Origin of the sequence: Stenotrophomonas rhizophila (genome assembly GCF_003651185.1) — a bacterium.
Taxonomy (GTDB): Bacteria; Pseudomonadota; Gammaproteobacteria; order Xanthomonadales; family Xanthomonadaceae; genus Stenotrophomonas; species Stenotrophomonas maltophilia_Z.
Map to the genome: position 1 here is coordinate 13512 of NZ_RCDC01000009.1, position 16664 is coordinate 30175.

15 protein-coding genes are annotated in these 16664 nt (G+C 68.8%); 8 read left to right on the top strand and 7 right to left on the bottom strand.

The window, feature by feature from the left end; all coding sequences use genetic code 11:
• Positions 1-25: 25 nt before the first annotated feature.
• Together BCL79_RS18800 and BCL79_RS18805 are read left to right on the top strand one after the other, a co-directional pair.
• A complete protein-coding gene (locus tag BCL79_RS18800; RefSeq protein ID WP_121044084.1) occupies positions 26-2686 on the top strand; it encodes a sensor histidine kinase in 2661 nt (886 codons plus the stop codon).
• Positions 2667-3386, top strand: a complete 720-nt coding sequence (locus BCL79_RS18805) for a response regulator transcription factor (protein WP_121044087.1) — start codon at positions 2667-2669, stop codon at positions 3384-3386. Before BCL79_RS18800 ends, BCL79_RS18805 begins: the two co-directional genes overlap by 20 nt.
• 41 nt (positions 3387-3427) lie before the next feature.
• Here the strand turns inward: BCL79_RS18805 and BCL79_RS20535 are convergent, their stop codons facing one another.
• From BCL79_RS20535 to coaBC, 3 genes are read right to left on the bottom strand one after another with little or no spacing between them, the layout of a single operon-like run.
• Positions 3428-5776: a phosphomannomutase/phosphoglucomutase gene (locus BCL79_RS20535; RefSeq protein WP_121044090.1), complete on the bottom strand. Its 2349-nt coding sequence runs from the start codon at positions 5774-5776 to the stop codon at positions 3428-3430.
• Between the two features lie 12 nt (positions 5777-5788).
• A complete protein-coding gene (dut, locus tag BCL79_RS18815) occupies positions 5789-6262 on the bottom strand; it encodes a dUTP diphosphatase (protein WP_046272982.1) in 474 nt (157 codons plus the stop codon).
• Positions 6259-7518 carry a bifunctional phosphopantothenoylcysteine decarboxylase/phosphopantothenate--cysteine ligase CoaBC gene (coaBC, locus tag BCL79_RS18820; RefSeq protein ID WP_121044094.1) on the bottom strand — a complete coding sequence of 420 codons (1260 nt, stop codon included), beginning with the start codon at positions 7516-7518 and terminating at the stop codon, positions 6259-6261. Before coaBC ends, dut begins: the two co-directional genes overlap by 4 nt.
• Positions 7519-7712: 194 nt before the next feature.
• Here coaBC and radC point away from each other — a divergent pair, with 194 nt between their 5' ends.
• From radC to BCL79_RS18835, 3 genes are all read left to right on the top strand, one after another.
• Positions 7713-8402 carry a RadC family protein gene (gene radC / locus BCL79_RS18825; RefSeq protein ID WP_121044096.1) on the top strand — a complete coding sequence of 230 codons (690 nt, stop codon included), beginning with the start codon at positions 7713-7715 and terminating at the stop codon, positions 8400-8402.
• 102 nt (positions 8403-8504) lie between these two features.
• On the top strand, positions 8505-10193 hold the full coding sequence (gene argS / locus BCL79_RS18830; RefSeq protein WP_121044099.1) for an arginine--tRNA ligase: 1689 nt from the start codon (positions 8505-8507) through the stop codon (positions 10191-10193).
• Positions 10194-10211: 18 nt separating this feature from the next.
• On the top strand, positions 10212-11081 hold the full coding sequence (locus BCL79_RS18835) for an SPOR domain-containing protein (RefSeq protein ID WP_121044102.1): 870 nt from the start codon (positions 10212-10214) through the stop codon (positions 11079-11081).
• Between the two features lie 106 nt (positions 11082-11187).
• Here BCL79_RS18835 and BCL79_RS18840 read toward each other — a convergent pair whose 3' ends face one another.
• Positions 11188-11937, bottom strand: a complete 750-nt coding sequence (locus BCL79_RS18840) for an SDR family NAD(P)-dependent oxidoreductase (RefSeq protein WP_121044105.1) — start codon at positions 11935-11937, stop codon at positions 11188-11190.
• Between the two features lie 97 nt (positions 11938-12034).
• On the bottom strand, positions 12035-12487 hold the full coding sequence (locus tag BCL79_RS18845; RefSeq protein WP_121044107.1) for a hypothetical protein: 453 nt from the start codon (positions 12485-12487) through the stop codon (positions 12035-12037).
• A gap of 190 nt (positions 12488-12677) precedes the next feature.
• On the opposite strand from BCL79_RS18845, the gene BCL79_RS18850 reads away from it, so the two are divergent.
• On the top strand, positions 12678-13148 hold the full coding sequence (locus BCL79_RS18850) for a DUF1456 family protein (protein ID WP_121044110.1): 471 nt from the start codon (positions 12678-12680) through the stop codon (positions 13146-13148).
• A gap of 196 nt (positions 13149-13344) precedes the next feature.
• Positions 13345-14526 carry an MFS transporter gene (locus BCL79_RS18855; protein ID WP_121044113.1) on the top strand — a complete coding sequence of 394 codons (1182 nt, stop codon included), beginning with the start codon at positions 13345-13347 and terminating at the stop codon, positions 14524-14526.
• A gap of 72 nt (positions 14527-14598) precedes the next feature.
• On the opposite strand, the gene BCL79_RS18860 is transcribed toward BCL79_RS18855, so the two are convergent.
• Positions 14599-15237: a TorF family putative porin gene (locus BCL79_RS18860; protein ID WP_121044508.1), complete on the bottom strand. Its 639-nt coding sequence runs from the start codon at positions 15235-15237 to the stop codon at positions 14599-14601.
• 235 nt (positions 15238-15472) lie between these two features.
• Between BCL79_RS18860 and BCL79_RS18865 the strand changes: the two genes are divergently transcribed.
• Positions 15473-15862 (top strand): DUF6165 family protein, encoded by a 390-nt coding sequence (locus BCL79_RS18865; protein ID WP_121044117.1) that lies wholly within the window; start codon positions 15473-15475, stop codon positions 15860-15862.
• Between the two features lie 21 nt (positions 15863-15883).
• Here the strand turns inward: BCL79_RS18865 and BCL79_RS18870 are convergent, their stop codons facing one another.
• Positions 15884-16627: a FadR/GntR family transcriptional regulator gene (locus BCL79_RS18870; RefSeq protein WP_088432357.1), complete on the bottom strand. Its 744-nt coding sequence runs from the start codon at positions 16625-16627 to the stop codon at positions 15884-15886.
• Positions 16628-16664 lie beyond the last annotated feature (37 nt).

Genomic DNA, 16664 nt, shown 5'->3' on the forward strand with positions numbered 1-16664 from the left:
CGTCCTGGGCGCACAATCCCAGCCCATGAGCGACTCCCGTACGCGCCAGGCCGATGCCCTGGTCGACAGCCTGCAGCGCGAAGCGGGCGGCAAACTCACCGTGTTCCTGGGTGCGGCCCCCGGCGTGGGCAAGACCTTCAGCATGCTCACCCGCGCACACGAGCAGCTGCGCCGCGGCGTGGACGTGGTGATCGGGCTGGTGGAAACCCACGGCCGCGCCGAGACCTCGGCGCTGCTGGCGGGCCTGCCGCAGGTGCCGTTGCTGCAGCGCGAGTATCAACAGCACGCACTGGACGAGATGGATCTGGACGCGGTGCTGGCACGTCACCCGGCGCTGGTGCTGGTGGACGAGCTGGCGCATCGCAACGTGCCCGGCAGTCGCCACGAGCGGCGCTGGCAGGACGTGATGGAGCTGCTGGATGCCGGCATCGATGTGTGGACCACGGTCAACATCCAGCATCTGGAAAGCCTCAATGACGTGGTCATGCGGATCACCGGGGTGCGGGTCAGCGAGACCGTGCCCGATGCCGTGCTCGACCGCCTGCACGACATCGTGCTGGTGGACCTGCCGCCGCGCGAACTGATCGAACGGCTGCAGCAGGGCAAGGTCTACGTGCCGGAGCAGGCGGCGCAGGCGTTGCAGGCGTTCTTCTCGCCGGCCAACCTGACCGCGCTGCGCGAACTGGCGATGCAGGAAGCGGCCGACCGCGTGGACAGCAGCCTGCGCGAAACCCGTGCCGCACGCGGCGAAGGCAACCTGCCACTGCGCCGGCGGGTGCTGGTGGCGATCGATGGCGGCGGCCAGAGTGAGTACCTGGTGCGGGTGGGCCGGCGCATCGCCGAGCGGCGCGATGCGCCGTGGACGGTGGTGACGGTGCAGGCGCGCGCGCACGACGAGCAGACCCGGCGCGAGATCGATGCCGCCTTCGCCCTCGCCCGCCGCCTCGGCGGTGAAGCGGAGCTGCTGCATGGCTCCAGCATTGCCGATGCCCTGCTCGACCATGCCGCACACAATGGCGTGTCGACGCTGGTGCTGGGCCGCACACGGGAGCGCCCGCTGGCGCGCATGCTCAACCGCACGCTGACCCAGCAGCTGATCCGGCGCGGTGCGCATTTCGAGATCACCATCATCGGCACGCCGCAGGCGCGTGCGCGGGCACGCCGGTCCGGGCTGTCGATACCGAGCCGCAGTGCTGGCAAGGATGCGCTGCTGGCACTCGGCGCCACGGCCGTCGCCTGCCTGGTGGCGCTGATTGCCGAGCGCTGGATCGGGCTGTACGACCTCTCGATGGTGTTCATCGTGGCGGTGGTGATGGTCGCCGCGCGCAGCCGCACCAGTGCAGCGGTGATCGCCGCAGCGCTGTGCTTCCTGGCCTACAACTTCTTCTTCATCGCGCCGCGCTTCACCTTCGCGATCAGCGCGCGCCAGGGCGTGATCACGGTCTTCCTGTTCCTGGCCGCAGCCTTGGTGGCCGGGCGGCTGGCCTCGCGCCTGCGCATGCAGGTGGTGGCCTTGCGCGCGGCCAACCGGCACGCGCATGCGCGCCAGGCACTGGGCCGGCAGCTGGCCAGTGCGCCGAGCAACGAGCAGGTCGCCCAGGCCGGCCGCGAGGCGCTGGAGCAGGCGATGGATGCGCCGGCGTGGCTGCGCATCGGCCAGTACACCAGCGCCAGTGGCAGCGCCGCGCCGGGCGATACCGATCTGGCCGCGGCCGACTGGGCGCGCCGGCATGGCCAGCCCAGCGGACGCTTCACCGATACGCTGGCCGGCGCGGGCTGGTGGTTCCTGCCGCTGCTGGACGGCGACGACCGGGCGATCGGCGTGGCCGGCATGCGCTTCCCGCGCGAGGCGCCGCGGCTGACGCCGGAGCAGCGCCAGCTGGCCGAGGCGATGGTGGACGACATCGCCCAGGCCGCGCTACGCACCCAGCTGGTGGCGGATCTGGAGAAGGCGCACGTGAGCAACGAGACCGAGCGGCTGCGCTCGGCGTTGCTGTCCTCGGTGTCGCATGACCTGCGCTCGCCGCTGGCGGCGATGATCGGCTCGGCCGACAGCCTCTCCAGCTACGCCGATGCAATGGATGCCAGTGACCGGCGCGCCCTGCTGGACACCATCCTGGTCGAAGGCGAGCGCCTGGACCGCTACATCCAGAATCTGCTGGACATGACCCGGCTCGGCCATGACGGCCTGCAGATCAACCGCGACTGGATCGGTGTGGACGAACTGGTCGGTTCGGCTGCGCGGCGCCTGCAGCGCTATCAGCCCGACGTGCTGCTGAAGCTGGATATTCCCGCTGAACTGGCGCCGATCTGGGTGCATCCGGCGCTGGTCGAGCAGGCGGTGTTCAACGTGATGGAGAACGCGGCCAAGTTCTCTCCGCCCGGCGCGGTGGTGGAGGTACAGGCCCGGCTGGTCGAGGGCGAACTGCGCATCGATGTGCTCGATGCCGGGCCGGGCATTCCCGACGACGAGCGGGCCCGCATTTTCGACATGTTCTACAGCGTGGAACGCGGCGACCGCGGCCGGCATGGTACCGGGCTGGGCCTGACCATCTGCCAGGGCATGATCGGCGCGCATGGCGGCAGCGTGCAGGCGCTGCCGGGGCGCGACGGACGCGGTACCCTGATCCGCATCACCCTGCCCTTGCTGCACCCCCACCCTGCCGATGACAACGACGATTCCTGAGGCTTCCCACGGCGTGCCCCCGGCGCGCGTGCTGGTGATCGACGATGAAGCGCAGATCCGGCGCTTCCTGGAGATCAGCCTGCGCGCGCAGGGCTACCGCGTGTCCCAGGCCGCGACCGGCCAGGCCGGGCTGGAAGCGCTGGTCGGCGAAGGGGCGGACCTGGTGATCCTGGATATCGGCCTGCCCGACATGGAAGGCCATGACGTGCTGGGCGAGCTGCGCCAGTGGAGCCAGGTGCCGGTGATCATGTTGACCGTGCGCGCCAGCGAGACCGAGAAGGTGCGGGCGCTGGATGCCGGCGCCAACGACTACGTGACCAAGCCATTCGGCACGCAGGAGCTGATGGCGCGCGTGCGTGCACTGCTGCGCTCGCGCACGGTCTCCAGCGAGGGCGTGCTGCCACAGTTCGATGATGGGCACCTGCATATCGACCTGGTGCGGCGCGAAGTACATCTGGACGGTGCGCCGGTGGCGCTGACGCGCAAGGAGTACGCGCTGTTGTCGCTGCTGCTGCGCAATGCCGGGCGGGTGGTGACCCAGCCGCAGATCCTGCAGGAGATCTGGGGGCCGACGCATCAGCACGACACGCATTACCTGCGGATCCTGGTCGGCAAGCTGCGCCACAAGCTGGGCGATTCGGCGCTGGATTCGCGCTATCTGTTCACCGAGCCGGGCGTGGGGCTTCGGTTCAAGGGGTGATCAACGGCATCCACGCCATGCGTGGATGCGCCCTCCCGGGGTCAGAAGCCCAGTTCCACACCCGGCAGCAGCGGTTGCAGCTGCGCGCGGAACAGTGCCTTGATGCGCTCCAGCGCCGCCTCGTCATCGGCCTCGAAACGCAGCACCAGCACCGGCGTCGTGTTGGACGCGCGCACCAGGCCCCAGCCATCGGGGAAGTCGGCACGCAGGCCGTCGATGGTGGACAGGCGCGCGCCGGCGAACGGCGACTCCTCCACCTGCACCGAGGACACGAACAACGACACCAGCGCGTGCGGGGTACCCGCGTCCACCGGCACCTTCAGCTCCGGGGTGGAGACGCTGTCGGGCAGTTCGTCCAACACCTCCGAGGGGCTCTCTTCGCGCTGGGCAAGGATCTCCAGCAGGCGCGCGGCGGCGTACAGGCCATCGTCGAAGCCGAACCAGCGTTCCTTGAAGAAGAAGTGCCCGCTCATCTCGCCCGCCAGCTCGGCGTCGGTTTCACGCATCTTCGCCTTCATCAGCGAATGGCCGGTCTTCCACATCAGCGGGCTGCCACCGTTGCGCAGCACGTAATCGGAGAGCTTGCCACTGCACTTCACGTCGTAGATCACCAGCGCGCCCGGGTTGCGCATCAGTACATCGGCGGCGAACAGCATCAGCAGGCGATCGGCGTAGATGATCCTGCCTTCGCGGGTGACCACGCCGAGACGGTCGCCGTCGCCATCGAAGGCCAGGCCGATATCCGCATCGAAGCGCTTCACCGTCTGGATCAGGTCTTCCAGATTGTGCGGGTCGCTCGGGTCCGGATGGTGGTTCGGGAAGGTGCCGTCCACATCGCAGTACAGCGGAATGACCTCGGCACCGATCGCTTCCAGCAGCGGCTGGGCAAGCTCGCCGGCGACACCATTGCCCGCGTCGGCGACCACCTTGAGCGGGCGATCCAGCTGCACGTCATCGGCGATGCGCTGGATGTAATCGGCATTCACGTCGCGGGTCTGGAAACTGCCCGGCTCGGGTGCCACGTGCAACTGGCCATCGCGGATGCGGTGGTACAGCTCGGTGATCGCATCGCCGGACAGCGTTTCGCCGCCGACCACGATCTTGAAGCCGTTGTAATCCGGCGGGTTGTGGCTGCCGGTCACCGCCACGCAGCTGCCGGCGCGCAGGTGGTAGCTGGCGAAGTACACCACCGGGGTCGGCGCCAGGCCGATATCGGTGACGTTGCAGCCGGCGCGGCGCAGGCCTTCGATCAGGCCGGCGGTGAGCTCGGGGCCGGACAGGCGACCATCGCGGCCCACCACGATGTCGCGCAGGCCCTGGACCTGCAGCACCGAGCCGACCGCCTGGCCGATCAGGGCGGCGACCTTGGGGGTCAGCTCGCGGCCGACGATGCCGCGGATGTCGTAGGCGCGGAAGATCTCGGCCGCGACGGTCTCGCCCGGCACGGACGGCGGCGGCGTTGCCGCTGCGGTTTCGTCAACGTTCTCGACGGCGGCCACCGCGAGCGGGGCCTGGGCCAGGCTTTCGCTCAAGGTCGGGCCGGTGTCGGCAGCACTGTCGGCAGCACCGCGGCGGCGCGGCAACGGCACCTTGCCTTTGCCCAGCACCAGCAGCACGGCGATCAACAGCAGCAACACGGCGACAACCGCACTGGAGATCGCGCCGAGGCCCAACGGGCCCGGTTCGATGTCCGGCACCGCGGCAGACAGACGCAGGCCACTGGTGCCGACCGGACGTGCCAGCGCTTCAGCGCCGCCGGACAGCCCGCGGCTGCCCTGTTCAATCACGTTGTGATTGCCTTGGCGCAGGGCGAGATAGCCGGCGCCCGGCACGGCAACCTGGTCGAATATGCCGGTCAGCCGCAGCAGCGGCTGGCGCACGTAGACCACGGCCGCCCCCTGCGGGCCAAGCTCCACCGCCGCGGCCAGGCCGAGGCGCTGTCCGCCGGCATCGCGCACCACGCGGCCGACGGGTTTGTCATCGGCGATGGCCGCCTCGAGCAGGGCCAGGCGCGAGTAGCCGAAGGCCTTCGGATCGGCGTAGGCCGCATCGAGATCGGCGGTGAGGATCTGGACGTCTTCCACACCGGGCCAGCCTTCGCGGATGGCGACGGCGGCACCGTGTGCGTTGCCGCTGGCCAGTGCGCTGGCAACGCGCTCGGTCTTGAGCACCTTGCCGAACGTGCCGAGCTGACCGGTCAGCGCCGTCTGCAGCCCCTCGACCACCTGATCGCGCGACTGTTCAAGCTCGGCGCCAACGGCCGCCTGACGCCATTGGCGCACACCGCTCCACCCGAACCAGACCGCCAACAACACCAGCAGCACGGCCAACAGCGGCACCGAGCGCCCTGTGGTCAACCGCGGCCGTCCTTCCGCCTTCGCCTTGCTCATGAAGCTCCCCTGTCAGCGCACCCCGGTATGGCCGAATCCACCCGTTCCCCTGGCGCTGTCGGTGAAAGTATCCACTACCTGAAGCGCCACGCGTGCAATCGGTAGCACCACCAGCTGGGCGATGCGATCGCCGGGCTGCAGCGTGAACGGCTCACGGCCGCGGTTCCAGGCGCTGATCAGCAGCGGGCCCTGGTAATCGGCGTCGATCAGGCCGGTGCCGTTGCCCAGCACGATGCCGTGGCGATGGCCAAGCCCGGAGCGCGGCAGCACCACGGCGGCCAGGTTCGGATCAGCGATATGGATGGCGATGCCACTGGGAATCAGCGCGGTGTCGCCGGGCTGCAGGGTGAGTTCGGTCTCCAGCGCGGCGCGCAGATCCAGCCCGGCGCTGTGTTCGGTGGCGTAGGCCGGCAGCGGCCATTCGTCGCCGAAACGCGGGTCGAGCAGCTTGACCTGCAACGGCTGCAGGGAGGAATCGATGGTCATGCGTGCAACCTCTGGGCAATCAGGGACAACAGTTGTTCGGCCAACACGGCCTTGGAGGTGCCGGGGAACACCTGTTCGCCGCCCTGCCAGTAGGCCGTGGCCGCGTTTTCATCGCTCTCGAAACCGCCGGTGCTGATCCCGACCTGGTTGGCGATCACCAGGTCCAGGCGCTTGTCGACCAGCTTGCCGCGCGCGTACTTCTCCACATCGTGGGTCTCGGCGGCGAAGCCGACCACCAGCTTGAGCGCGTTGGTCTGCGTGGCCACTTCGGCCAGGATGTCCGGGGTGCGCACCAGCTCCAGCGTCAGGCTCTGGGTGTCGGCGGTCTTCTTCAGTTTCTGCGGGGCAACCTGGCGCGGGGTGTAATCGGACACCGCGGCCGCACCGATATAGATGTCGGCCGGCAACGCACCGAGCACCGCTTCGCGCATCTGCGCGGCCGAGCGCACATCAACGCGCTGCACACCGGCGGGCGTGGCCAGCTGGACCGGGCCACTGACCAGCACCACCTGCGCGCCCAGGCGGGCGGCGGCGGCGGCCAGGGCGTAGCCCATCTTGCCGCTGCTGCGGTTGCCGACGTAGCGCACCGGGTCGATATCTTCATAGGTGGGGCCGGCGCTGATCAGCACGCGAAGGCCCTTCAGTTCACTGCTCGGCGGTGGCTCGGCGGGGGCCGGCGCGTGCAGCCCGGCCAGCGCGGCCACGATCGCGTTCGGTTCGGTGAGCCGACCGGGGCCGGACTCGCCTTCGGCCAATGGACCGTCTTCCGGCCCGATCACCTGGGCACCGCGCTCGCGCAGCAGGCCGATATTGGCCTGCGTGGCCGGGTGCAGCCACATGCGGTGGTTCATCGCCGGGCACACGGTCAGCGGCGCGGTCGTGGCCAGGCACAGGGTGGTGACAAGATCGTCGGCGTGGCCGTTGGCCAGGCGCGCGAGCAGATCGGCCGTGGCCGGCGCGACCACGACGCGATCAGCCCAGCGTGCCAGCTCGATATGGCCCATGGCCTGCTCGGCCGCGCTGTCCCACAGGGTGGTGCGGGTGGGCTGGCCGGACAGCGCCTGGAAGCTCAGTGGGGTGACGAACTGCTGGGCCCCGGCGGTCATCGCGACCTGCACCTGGGCTCCGGCATCGCGCAGGCGGCGCACCAGTTCCAGCGACTTGTAGGCAGCGATCCCGCCACCAACGCACAACAACAGCTTCTGGCCTTCCAACGGGCGCGCGGACGCCGGAGAAGCCTGGGGGGAGTCAGCCACCTTGGGTGTTCCTGTCGAACCGAGGCGATTAGCTTACCCGATGGTCCGTAAGCCGCCTGATGCGCCAGCGGCATAAGGAGGCAGGTTTTCGTCATAAGCAACCGCCTGACTTGGCACGGTGCCCTGCATTTACCGACACGATGCCGCCCGGTTCACCGATGGTGGCCCGCTCCGCACCGAGGGAGACTGGGGCCATGTCGATCCGAGACTGGCCCAGTGCCGAGCGTCCCCGCGAAAAGCTGCTTGCCCAAGGCGCCGGCGCCCTGTCCGATGCCGAGCTGCTGGCGATCTTCCTGGGGTCCGGCCTGCGCGGCCGCGACGCGGTCGAAACCGCCCGCGACCTGCTGCAGGCCCACGGTCCCCTGCGCAACCTGCTCGACCTCCCGGCCGCCGCGTTGGCGGCCCTGCCCGGCCTTGGGCCGGCGCGCAGCTGCAAGCTGGTGGCCGGGCTGGAACTGGCGCATCGGCATCTGGCGGCCGAGCTGGCCCGCGGGGAGAGCCTGCGCGACCCGGCCGCCGCCGGGCGCTACTTCAAGCAGCGGCTGCGGGCCCGGCCCAACGAGGTGTTCGCCGCGCTGTTTCTCGACAACCAGCACCGCACACTGGCCTGCGAGGAGCTGTTCAGCGGCACGGTGGATGCCGCGGCGGTCTACCCGCGCGAAGTGGTCCGCCGCGCCCTGCTGCACAACGCAGCCGCGGTGATCGTCAGCCACAACCATCCCTCCGGCAGTGCCGAGCCCTCGTTGGAGGACCGCCGGATCACCGCACTGCTGCAGCAGGCCTTGGCCCTGGTGGATATCCGTCTGCTTGACCATGTCGTGATCGGCGACGGGGCACCGGTATCGATGGCCGCGCGCGGCTGGATGGGCCCCGGAACCACCTGAGCCGGGGTGGGAAACGGCGCCGCTCGGCCCCGGTTCAATGGATCGGGGTGGCTTCTGGGCTAAAATTGCCGATTCCGCCGCTCCAGTCCCAAAGCAGGCCTTGTGAAAAATCTCCTCCGCGCCCTGATCAGCCAAGGCATCGAAGCCTTGCGCGCCAACGGCACTCTGCCGGCCGATACCCTGACCCCGGAATTCGTGGTCGAACGCCCGAAGACCCGTGAGCACGGCGATTTCGCCACCAATGCCGCGATGCTGCTGGCCAAGCCGGCGCGCAGCAACCCGCGCGCCCTGGCCCAGGCGCTGCTCGATGCGCTGCCCAAGAGCAATGATGTGCTGCGCGTCGAGATCGCCGGCCCCGGCTTCATCAATTTCCATCTCGCTCCCAGCGCTTACCAGCGCGAAGCGGCCAGCGTGCTCAAGGAAGGCGCCGATTACGGCCACAACCTGAGCGGCAACGGCCGCACCGTGGGCGTGGAATACGTGTCGGCCAACCCGACCGGTCCGCTGCATGTCGGCCACGGCCGCGCGGCGGCGATCGGTGACTGCCTGGCGCGCCTGCTGGAAGTGAACGGCTGGAACGCCAAGCGCGAGTTCTACTACAACGACGCCGGCGTGCAGATCGAAAACCTGGCGCTGTCCACCCAGGCGCGTGCGAAGGGCCTCAAGCCCGACGACGCCGGCTGGCCGGAAGCCGGCTATCGCGGCGATTACATCGAGGATGTGGCCAAGGCCTACCTGGCCGGCGCCACGGTGGAGCTGGAAGGCCACTCGGTGGTCGGCGAGCGCGACCCGGACAACCTCGATGCGATCCGTCGCTTCGCGGTGGCCTACCTGCGCAACGAGCAGAACCAGGACCTGGCCGCGTTCGGCGTGGATTTCGACATCTACTTCCTGGAAAGCTCGCTGTACAAGGACGGCAAGGTCGAAGAGACCGTCGCCCAGCTCAACGCGGCCGGCCATACGTATGAGGAAGGCGGCGCGCTGTGGCTGCGCTCGACCGACTTCGGTGACGACAAGGACCGCGTGATGCGCAAGTCCGACGGCACCTATACCTACTTCCTGCCGGATGTGGCCTACCACCTCTCCAAGTGGCAGCGCGGCTACGAGCGCGCGATCACCGAGCTGGGCGCGGACCACCACGGTTCGCTGGCGCGTGTGCGTGCCGGCCTGCAGGCGCTCGACGTCGGCATCCCGAAGGGCTGGCCGGAATACGTGCTGCACCAGATGGTGACGGTGATGCGCGGCGGCGAGGAAGTGAAGCTGTCCAAGCGGGCCGGCAGCTACCTGACCCTGCGCGACCTGATCGAAGAAGCCGGCCGCGATGCCACCCGCTGGTTCCTGATCGCGCGCAAACCCGATTCGCAGCTGACCTTCGATATCGATCTGGCCCGCCAGCAGAGCAACGACAACCCGGTGTTCTACGTGCAGTACGCGCATGCCCGGGTGTGCAGCCTGCTGCGCCAGGCGCAGGAGAAGAAGCTGAGCTACACGCCGGCCGAAGGTCTGACCGGCCTGTCGTCACTGGGCGATGAGGCATCGCTGTGGCTGATGGTGGAAATGTCGCGCTTCCCGGAAGTCGTCGAAGCGGCCGGCCTGGCGCTGGAACCGCACCTGATCGCGCAGTACCTGCGTGAATTGGCGCACGCCTTCCACACGTGGTATCACGGCACGCAGGTACTGGTAGCCGACGAAAGCGAACGCAACGCCAAGCTGACGCTGGCCTGCGCCGCGCGCCAGGTCCTGGCCAATGGTCTGAACATCCTGGGCGTTTCCGCCCCGGAAAAAATGTAAGCAGTGGAGAAGCAGTAAATGGCAGCACGACGCGGCAAGAGCCAGGCACGGCGCAACAGCAACCAGGGCACCCCGGGATGGGTGTGGCTGGTCGCGGGTGTGGCGATTGCGGCCGTGGTGTTCCTGGCGGCACCGAACCTGTTCAAGAACGACGGTGATGGCTTCCTGCGGGTCGGCCCGCAGCCGGACCCGAACGCCCAGCCGGCCCCGGTGAGCGATGCCGATACCGACGTCGGCACCGAGCTGCCCAAGCCCGGCGCCGCCAAGCCCGCCGAACCGGCCAAGCCGGCGGCGACGCAGTACGACTTCTACACCCTGCTGCCCGGCAAGGAAGTGGAAATGTCCGATGCCGAGCTGGCGGCCAGCGCACGCGCCGAAGATCAGCGCCGTGCCAAGGCCGATGCGCAGCGCGCGCAGGCGGCGCTGGAAGGCCGTCCGTTGCCGCCCGCACCGGCGCCGACCAGCACCGCCGCGACCACCACGCCTGCGCCGGTCAGTACCGCTGCGTTGCCGGCGCCGGTGAATGAACGTCCGGCTGCCACGCCGGCACCGGCGGCATCGGCCCCGGCCACGGTGGCCACCGCGCCGAAGCCGGATGCACCTGCGGCGACCGCCCCGGCTGCCGCCGCTGCCGCCGCCGATCCGGCCGCGGGCAACGTGCGTTACATCCTGCAGGCCGGCGCCTTCGGTGCCTCCGGTGATGCGGAAGCGACCAAGGCCAAGCTGGCGATGATCGGCCTGGCTGCACGCGTGGAATCTGCCCAGATCAACGGCAAGACGGTGTACCGCGTGCGCATGGGGCCGTATGGCAGCGCGGGCGAGCTGGCCGAAGCCAAGCAGAAGCTGGATGGGACCGGGCTTCAAGCTATGGCGATCAAAGCGCAGTAGCCGCGCTGCGACGTATACAGGAACGCCGGGCATTGCCCGGCGTTTTTTTTGATCGCCCAGAGCAGCCGACCAACGGTCGGCTCTACCGGGTGGCGGTCCGGTTGGATCAGTCGCGCGCGACCTGGAACCCGGCGAACGACTGGCTGACCGGCATCACTTCGAGGCGATTGATGTTCAGGTGCGCCGGCAGCGAGGCGACCCAGAAGATCTGCTCGGCGATGTCATCGGCGGTCATCGGGTTGGCACCGGTGTAGAGCTTGTCCGAGGCCGCCTGGTCGCCATGGGTGCGGACCACGGTGAACTCGGTTTCGGCCATGCCCGGCTCGATCGTGGTCACGCGCACGCCGCTGCCGTGCAGGTCCGAGCGCAGCCCCAGCGAGAACTGGCTGACGAAGGCCTTGGTGCCGCCGTAGGCGTTGCCGCCCGGGTACGGGTACACGCCGGCGACCGAGCTGATGTTGATGATCGCGCCCTTGCGTGCGACCAGCTGTGGCAACAGGCGATGGGTCAGCGTCACCAGGGCGGTGACGTTGGTGTCGATCATGGTGCGCCAGTCTTCCAGCGAGGCGCTCTGGGCCGGGGCGGTGCCCTGGGCCAGGCCGGCGTTGTTGACCAGCAGGTCGATGTCGGCGAAGCCGGCCGGCAGGGCGGCCAGGGCCGCTTCCATTGCCGCGCTGTCGCGCACGTCGAACACCGCCGCGTGCACGCGCTCGGGACCGTAGGCATCGACCAGCGGCTGCAGGCGCTCGGCACGGCGCCCGGTGGCGATCACGCGCCAGCCGGCCTGGGCGAAACGGTGGACAGCGGCGGCGCCAAAGCCGGAGGTGGCGCCGGTAATCAGAGCGGTACGGGTCATCGAGGTACTCCGTGGAGATCCCGACCATTTTCGCACCGATGCCCGCCCGGTGCAGAGCCGGGCGCTGCTCCGCTGACTGCCGCTACGGGGCGTCGCGTCAGCGGATGCGGAACACCCGTGCCTTGGGCAGGTCTTCATCCACCTGCAGGAACCAGCGGCCGGCAATGCCCGGCACCACGACAATCCCGGGGTTGCTGCGGGCGGTCTTGAGCGTCATCTCGCCCTTGAGCACCTGCCACTGCTGGCCGTTGTCGAGGGTGAACACGGTGCCGGGAGCCCAGCCGCTCACCTGGCCGGTGACCTTGGCGGTGATGGGGCCATCGTCCAGCCCGGGGAACATCGGGGCCGGCGTCGGCACACCCGGGCCTGCGGCAGGTCCTGCCGCGGCGGCCACCGGTGCCGGGGCATCGGCCTCGGCCTGGCGCAGCAGGCGGTTCAGCGTCTGCAGCTGGGCCGGGGTCAGCCCGACCTCGGCCAGCGCCTGCGGATCCAGCCGCTGCTCCAGCGCCACATACGGAACCTGCGCGCCCGCCTGGCCCGCCAGCAACATGCCTACACACCCGAGTACCTGCCACCTGCGCATTGCCTGCTCCACTGCCTGTCGATGCCTGATCGCGGCACTGTGCTTCACTTTCATGGCAGCCAGATGACAGCGACCACCGGTCGCAGCCGGCGGCGCGCCCGGCACGGGGTAAAATGGCCGCCAGCCGCGCAGCCGCGCCGGCGGTATTGGACGTCCCATGATCAACAACGATGTACTGCGCAGCATCCGCTACATGCTCGACCTCAGCGACGGCATGATCGCCGACACCTGTGCCCTGGCCGATCCGGCCTTCGTGGTCGACAAGGCCGATGTGGCCGGCTGGCTGCGCAAGGAAGACGAAGAAGGCTTCGTGCCCTGCGACGACCGCACCCTGGCGCATTTCCTGGATGGCCTGATCGTGCATTTCCGTGGCCGCGACGAGAGCCAGCCGGTGCGCCCGGTGGAAAAGCGCATCACCAACAACCTGGTGCTGAAGAAGCTGCGCGTCGCCTTCCAGCTGAAGGACGTGGACATGCACGACGTGTTCGACGCCGCGGGGTTCTCGGTCTCCAAGCCGGAACTGTCCGCACTGTTCCGCCAGCCGGACCACAAGAACTACCGCGCCTGCGGTGACCAGATGCTGCGCAATTTCCTCAAGGGCCTGACCCTGCGTGTGCGCGGCGCCTGAGTGAGGCCTGGGTGCGTGGCTCCGGTGCGGGGCCACGTGCTGCAGTGATGCAGTGATGCAGTGATGCAGTGCTGCGAGCCTCGCTGCTTGAGGCAGGTGAGCCATCTGAAAATCAGATGCGTTGGATGAAGACGTTTCATTTCCCTCATTTGCCGATCGGGCGGACACTGGCGCCCCTTCTTTCCTGGAGCCCGTCATGACCCACGACGTGCCCTCGCCACTCAGCCGCTGGCAGGTCCTGCTGATGGCCTTCGCCACCGGTGTCGCCGTGGCCAGCAACTATTACGCGCAGCCGCTGCTGCACACCATCGCCGGGCAGTTCGGGGTGTCCTTCGCGCGTGCCGGGACGGTGGTGACCGTGGCCCAGCTGAGCTATGCGGCGGGCCTGATCCTGCTGGTGCCGCTGGGCGATCTGTTCGAACGGCGCCGGCTGATCGTGGTGATGTCGCTGCTGTCGGCGGCGGGGCTGGTGCTGAGCGCGCTCAGCCATCAGTTCGTCTGGCTGCTGGTGGGCACCGCGCTGACCGGGCTGTTCTCGGTGGTGGCACAGGTGCTGGTGCCGTTCGCGGCGACGCTGGCGCGGCCGGAAGAGCGCGGCCAGGTGGTCGGTACGGTAATGAGCGGCCTGCTGCTCGGCATCCTGCTGGCGCGCACGGTGGCCGGGGCGCTGTCCTCGCTGGGCGATTGGCGCACCGTGTACTGGATCGCCGCAGCCGCGCTGGTGCTGACCACGGGCATGCTGTATCGGCATCTGCCGCGCTTCCATCAAACCGCCGGGCTGGGCTATCTGCAGCTGCTGCGCTCGATCGGCACGCTGTTCGCGCAGGAACCGGTGTTCCGCCTGCGCACCGTACTGGGCGCGTTGAGCTTTGCGATGTTCGCGATCTTCTGGACGCCATTGGCGTTCCTGCTCGCGGCCGAACCGTATGGCTACAGCGATGCGACGATCGGCCTGTTCGGGCTGGTGGGTGCAGCCGGCACGCTGGCCGCCGGTGTAGCCGGGCGCATGGCCGACCGTGGCAAGGCCGCGTTGGCGACGACCGTGGCGCTGGTGCTGCTGGCCGCATCGTGGCTGCCGCTGGGCTTCTCCACGCACTCGCTGATCGCACTGGTGCTGGGCGTGATCGTGCTCGACCTGGCCGCGCAGCTGTTGCACGTGAGCAACCAGAACGTGGTGTACGCCCTGCGACCGGAAGCACGCAACCGGCTCAATGCCGGCTACATGACCGGGTATTTCATCGGCGGCTCGCTGGGCTCACTGGCCTCGGCGCAGGTGTTTGATCGCTTCGGCTGGACCGGCGTGTGCCTCACCGGTGCGGGCGTTGCGCTGGTGGCGATGGGCATCTGGGCGGTGTCGCAGGCAAAGCGGGAGCTTTGAAACCACGCCACCGCGGGACGTAGGCAAGGGAACGGTAGATCCACGCATGGTGTGGATCTACCCGAACGCGCCTCAGAAGGTGGTCTGTACCGCGACCTCGACGCGCGATCCCGCATTGCCCGGGAACAGGCGTTTCGCGGCGCCGCCGGTGTCGTGCCCGGTCACCCGCAGCTCCCACGGGCCGTGCACACGCCACACCACGCTGAGCTGGCCATGCAGGTAATCATCGGCCTGCGCGCTGTCCAGCCAGTAATGGCCCACCGCGCCCTCGACACGCCACTGCTCGCCCAGCGGCAAACGCGCGCCGAGCTGCGCATAGGTGCCGCCGTGGCCGCCGGCCAGCGCGTTGTCGGACACGCCGACCTGCAGCCAGGCGCGTTGCCGCCAGGTCACCGTGCCATTGAGCTCGGTCCAGTCCAGATCGACCGTGGTCGAGGGATAAAGGTAGCGGGTCAGATTGACGTCCACGCTCCAGTCCGGCGTCAGCGCACCGCTCCAGCCGGCGATGAGGTCGAATTCGCTGCGCGCGCCGTTGTCCGGGCGGAACGAGACGCCCGAGCCCCACGCCGAGGCATACCAGCCGTTGGCCGTACTGAGCTTCACGCCGGCCTGCGCGGCCGGATCGCCGTCGCTCTGCGAGCTGCCGCGCCAGATGTAATCCGAGGTCAGCGCTGCATTGCCTTCCACCGCGGCCGCGGCCGCCCCGCTCATGACCAGCCCCACCAGCACCACGCCGCAGCGCAGGCGCTGTTTCCACTGTTGATCCACCACGTGTCCCACTCCAGATGACGGCCGCGCCGTCGAGAGCGATAGTCTCCCCAGGTGGGCCGTAACGCCGCCATGGCCTACCCGCGCGATCGGCGCAACGTTTCTGTAAATCCTGCGTCAGGATGGCGCCCGCGGGTGCGCGGTATCATGGCCACTCTGACCTGTTGCGAGTAATGGCGTGGACGCGATCCTGACCCCGGTATCGATTGGCGAGCTGATCGACAAGATCACCATCCTGGAAATCAAGGCCGACCGCATCGCCGATGCGGGCAAGAACGCCAACGTCCGCAAGGAACTCGAGGGCCTGTGGCCGCTGTGGCAGCAGCAGGTAAGCGCTCAGCCGGGGCTGGAGGCATTGAAGACGCAGCTCAAGGCAATCAACGAGCGCATGTGGGAGATCCAGGATCAGCTGCGCGACAAGGAAGCGGCGCAGGTGTTCGACGATGCCTTCATCCAGCTGGCGCGCGGTGTCTATGGCACCAATGGCGAGCGGGTCAAAGTGAAGAACGAGATCAACCGCATCGCCGGCTCGCAGCTGGTCGAAGAAAAGCAGTACCAGGGCGAGTAAGCCCGCCGGTGCGCGCCGGGCTCAGTGCCCGGTCGCGGCCATGAAGCGTTCGCGGTCCTGCTGGGTGCGCCGGCGGATTTCAGCCAGCGCTTCATTCTCGGTGGCTTCCAGCATCGATTCGAACAGCCGCTGGAAGTGGTTGCGCATGGCCGACCGCGCCGCTGCCGGGTCGCGCTGGCGCAGGGCATCCAGAATCCGGGTGTGTTCCTCGTCGCGGGTGTCATCGTCGTTGTGGCAGACGTTGGCGTAGACCTGCTTGACCCGCGGCAGCTCGTTGCGCATCCGCCAGATCAGCTGCACGCAGTGCTCCACCACCGGGTTGCCGGCGATCCGCGCGATCGACAGGTGGAACTGCCGATCCGCCTCGCTGGCCGCTGCCTCGCCCGAATTCGGGTCGACCATGGCCGCGATCAGGCCGGCCAGGTCCTCCAGTTCGGCATCGGTGATGCGGCTGGCCGCCATCGCGGCCGCCTCGGCCTCGATCACCGCACGTGCCGCGGTCAGGTCGAACGCCGAGACGTCGGGCAGTGCGCCCGGCGCCTGCGACGGCTTGGCCTTCACGTAAACGCCGGAGCCGGTCTTGATGGTGATCAGGCCCTGTGCTTCCAGCGCGATTTCTGCCTCGCGCACCGTCACCCGGCTCACGCCCAGGCGTTCGGCCAGGTCGCGCTCGCCCGGCAGGCGCGAGCCCGGCGGGAACTCGCCCTTCTCGATCAGCGCGACGATTTCGGCAGCAATGGACTGGTAAAGACGGGGTTCGGACATCATCAAAGGCCTGCTGACAGGTGGCTGGGGACCGACA

Coding starts and splice junctions, on each gene's coding strand:
- BCL79_RS18800 (WP_121044084.1), top strand. CDS start 26: ATGAGCGACTCCCGTACGCGCCAGGCCGATGCCCTGGTCGACAGCCTG.
- BCL79_RS18805 (WP_121044087.1), top strand. CDS start 2,667: ATGACAACGACGATTCCTGAGGCTTCCCACGGCGTGCCCCCGGCGCGC.
- BCL79_RS20535 (WP_121044090.1), bottom strand. CDS start 5,776: ATGAGCAAGGCGAAGGCGGAAGGACGGCCGCGGTTGACCACAGGGCGC.
- dut (WP_046272982.1), bottom strand. CDS start 6,262: ATGACCATCGATTCCTCCCTGCAGCCGTTGCAGGTCAAGCTGCTCGAC.
- radC (WP_121044096.1), top strand. CDS start 7,713: ATGTCGATCCGAGACTGGCCCAGTGCCGAGCGTCCCCGCGAAAAGCTG.
- BCL79_RS18835 (WP_121044102.1), top strand. CDS start 10,212: ATGGCAGCACGACGCGGCAAGAGCCAGGCACGGCGCAACAGCAACCAG.
- BCL79_RS18840 (WP_121044105.1), bottom strand. CDS start 11,937: ATGACCCGTACCGCTCTGATTACCGGCGCCACCTCCGGCTTTGGCGCC.
- BCL79_RS18845 (WP_121044107.1), bottom strand. CDS start 12,487: ATGTTGCTGGCGGGCCAGGCGGGCGCGCAGGTTCCGTATGTGGCGCTG.
- BCL79_RS18850 (WP_121044110.1), top strand. CDS start 12,678: ATGATCAACAACGATGTACTGCGCAGCATCCGCTACATGCTCGACCTC.
- BCL79_RS18855 (WP_121044113.1), top strand. CDS start 13,345: ATGACCCACGACGTGCCCTCGCCACTCAGCCGCTGGCAGGTCCTGCTG.
- BCL79_RS18860 (WP_121044508.1), bottom strand. CDS start 15,237: ATGAGCGGGGCGGCCGCGGCCGCGGTGGAAGGCAATGCAGCGCTGACC.
- BCL79_RS18870 (WP_088432357.1), bottom strand. CDS start 16,627: ATGTCCGAACCCCGTCTTTACCAGTCCATTGCTGCCGAAATCGTCGCG.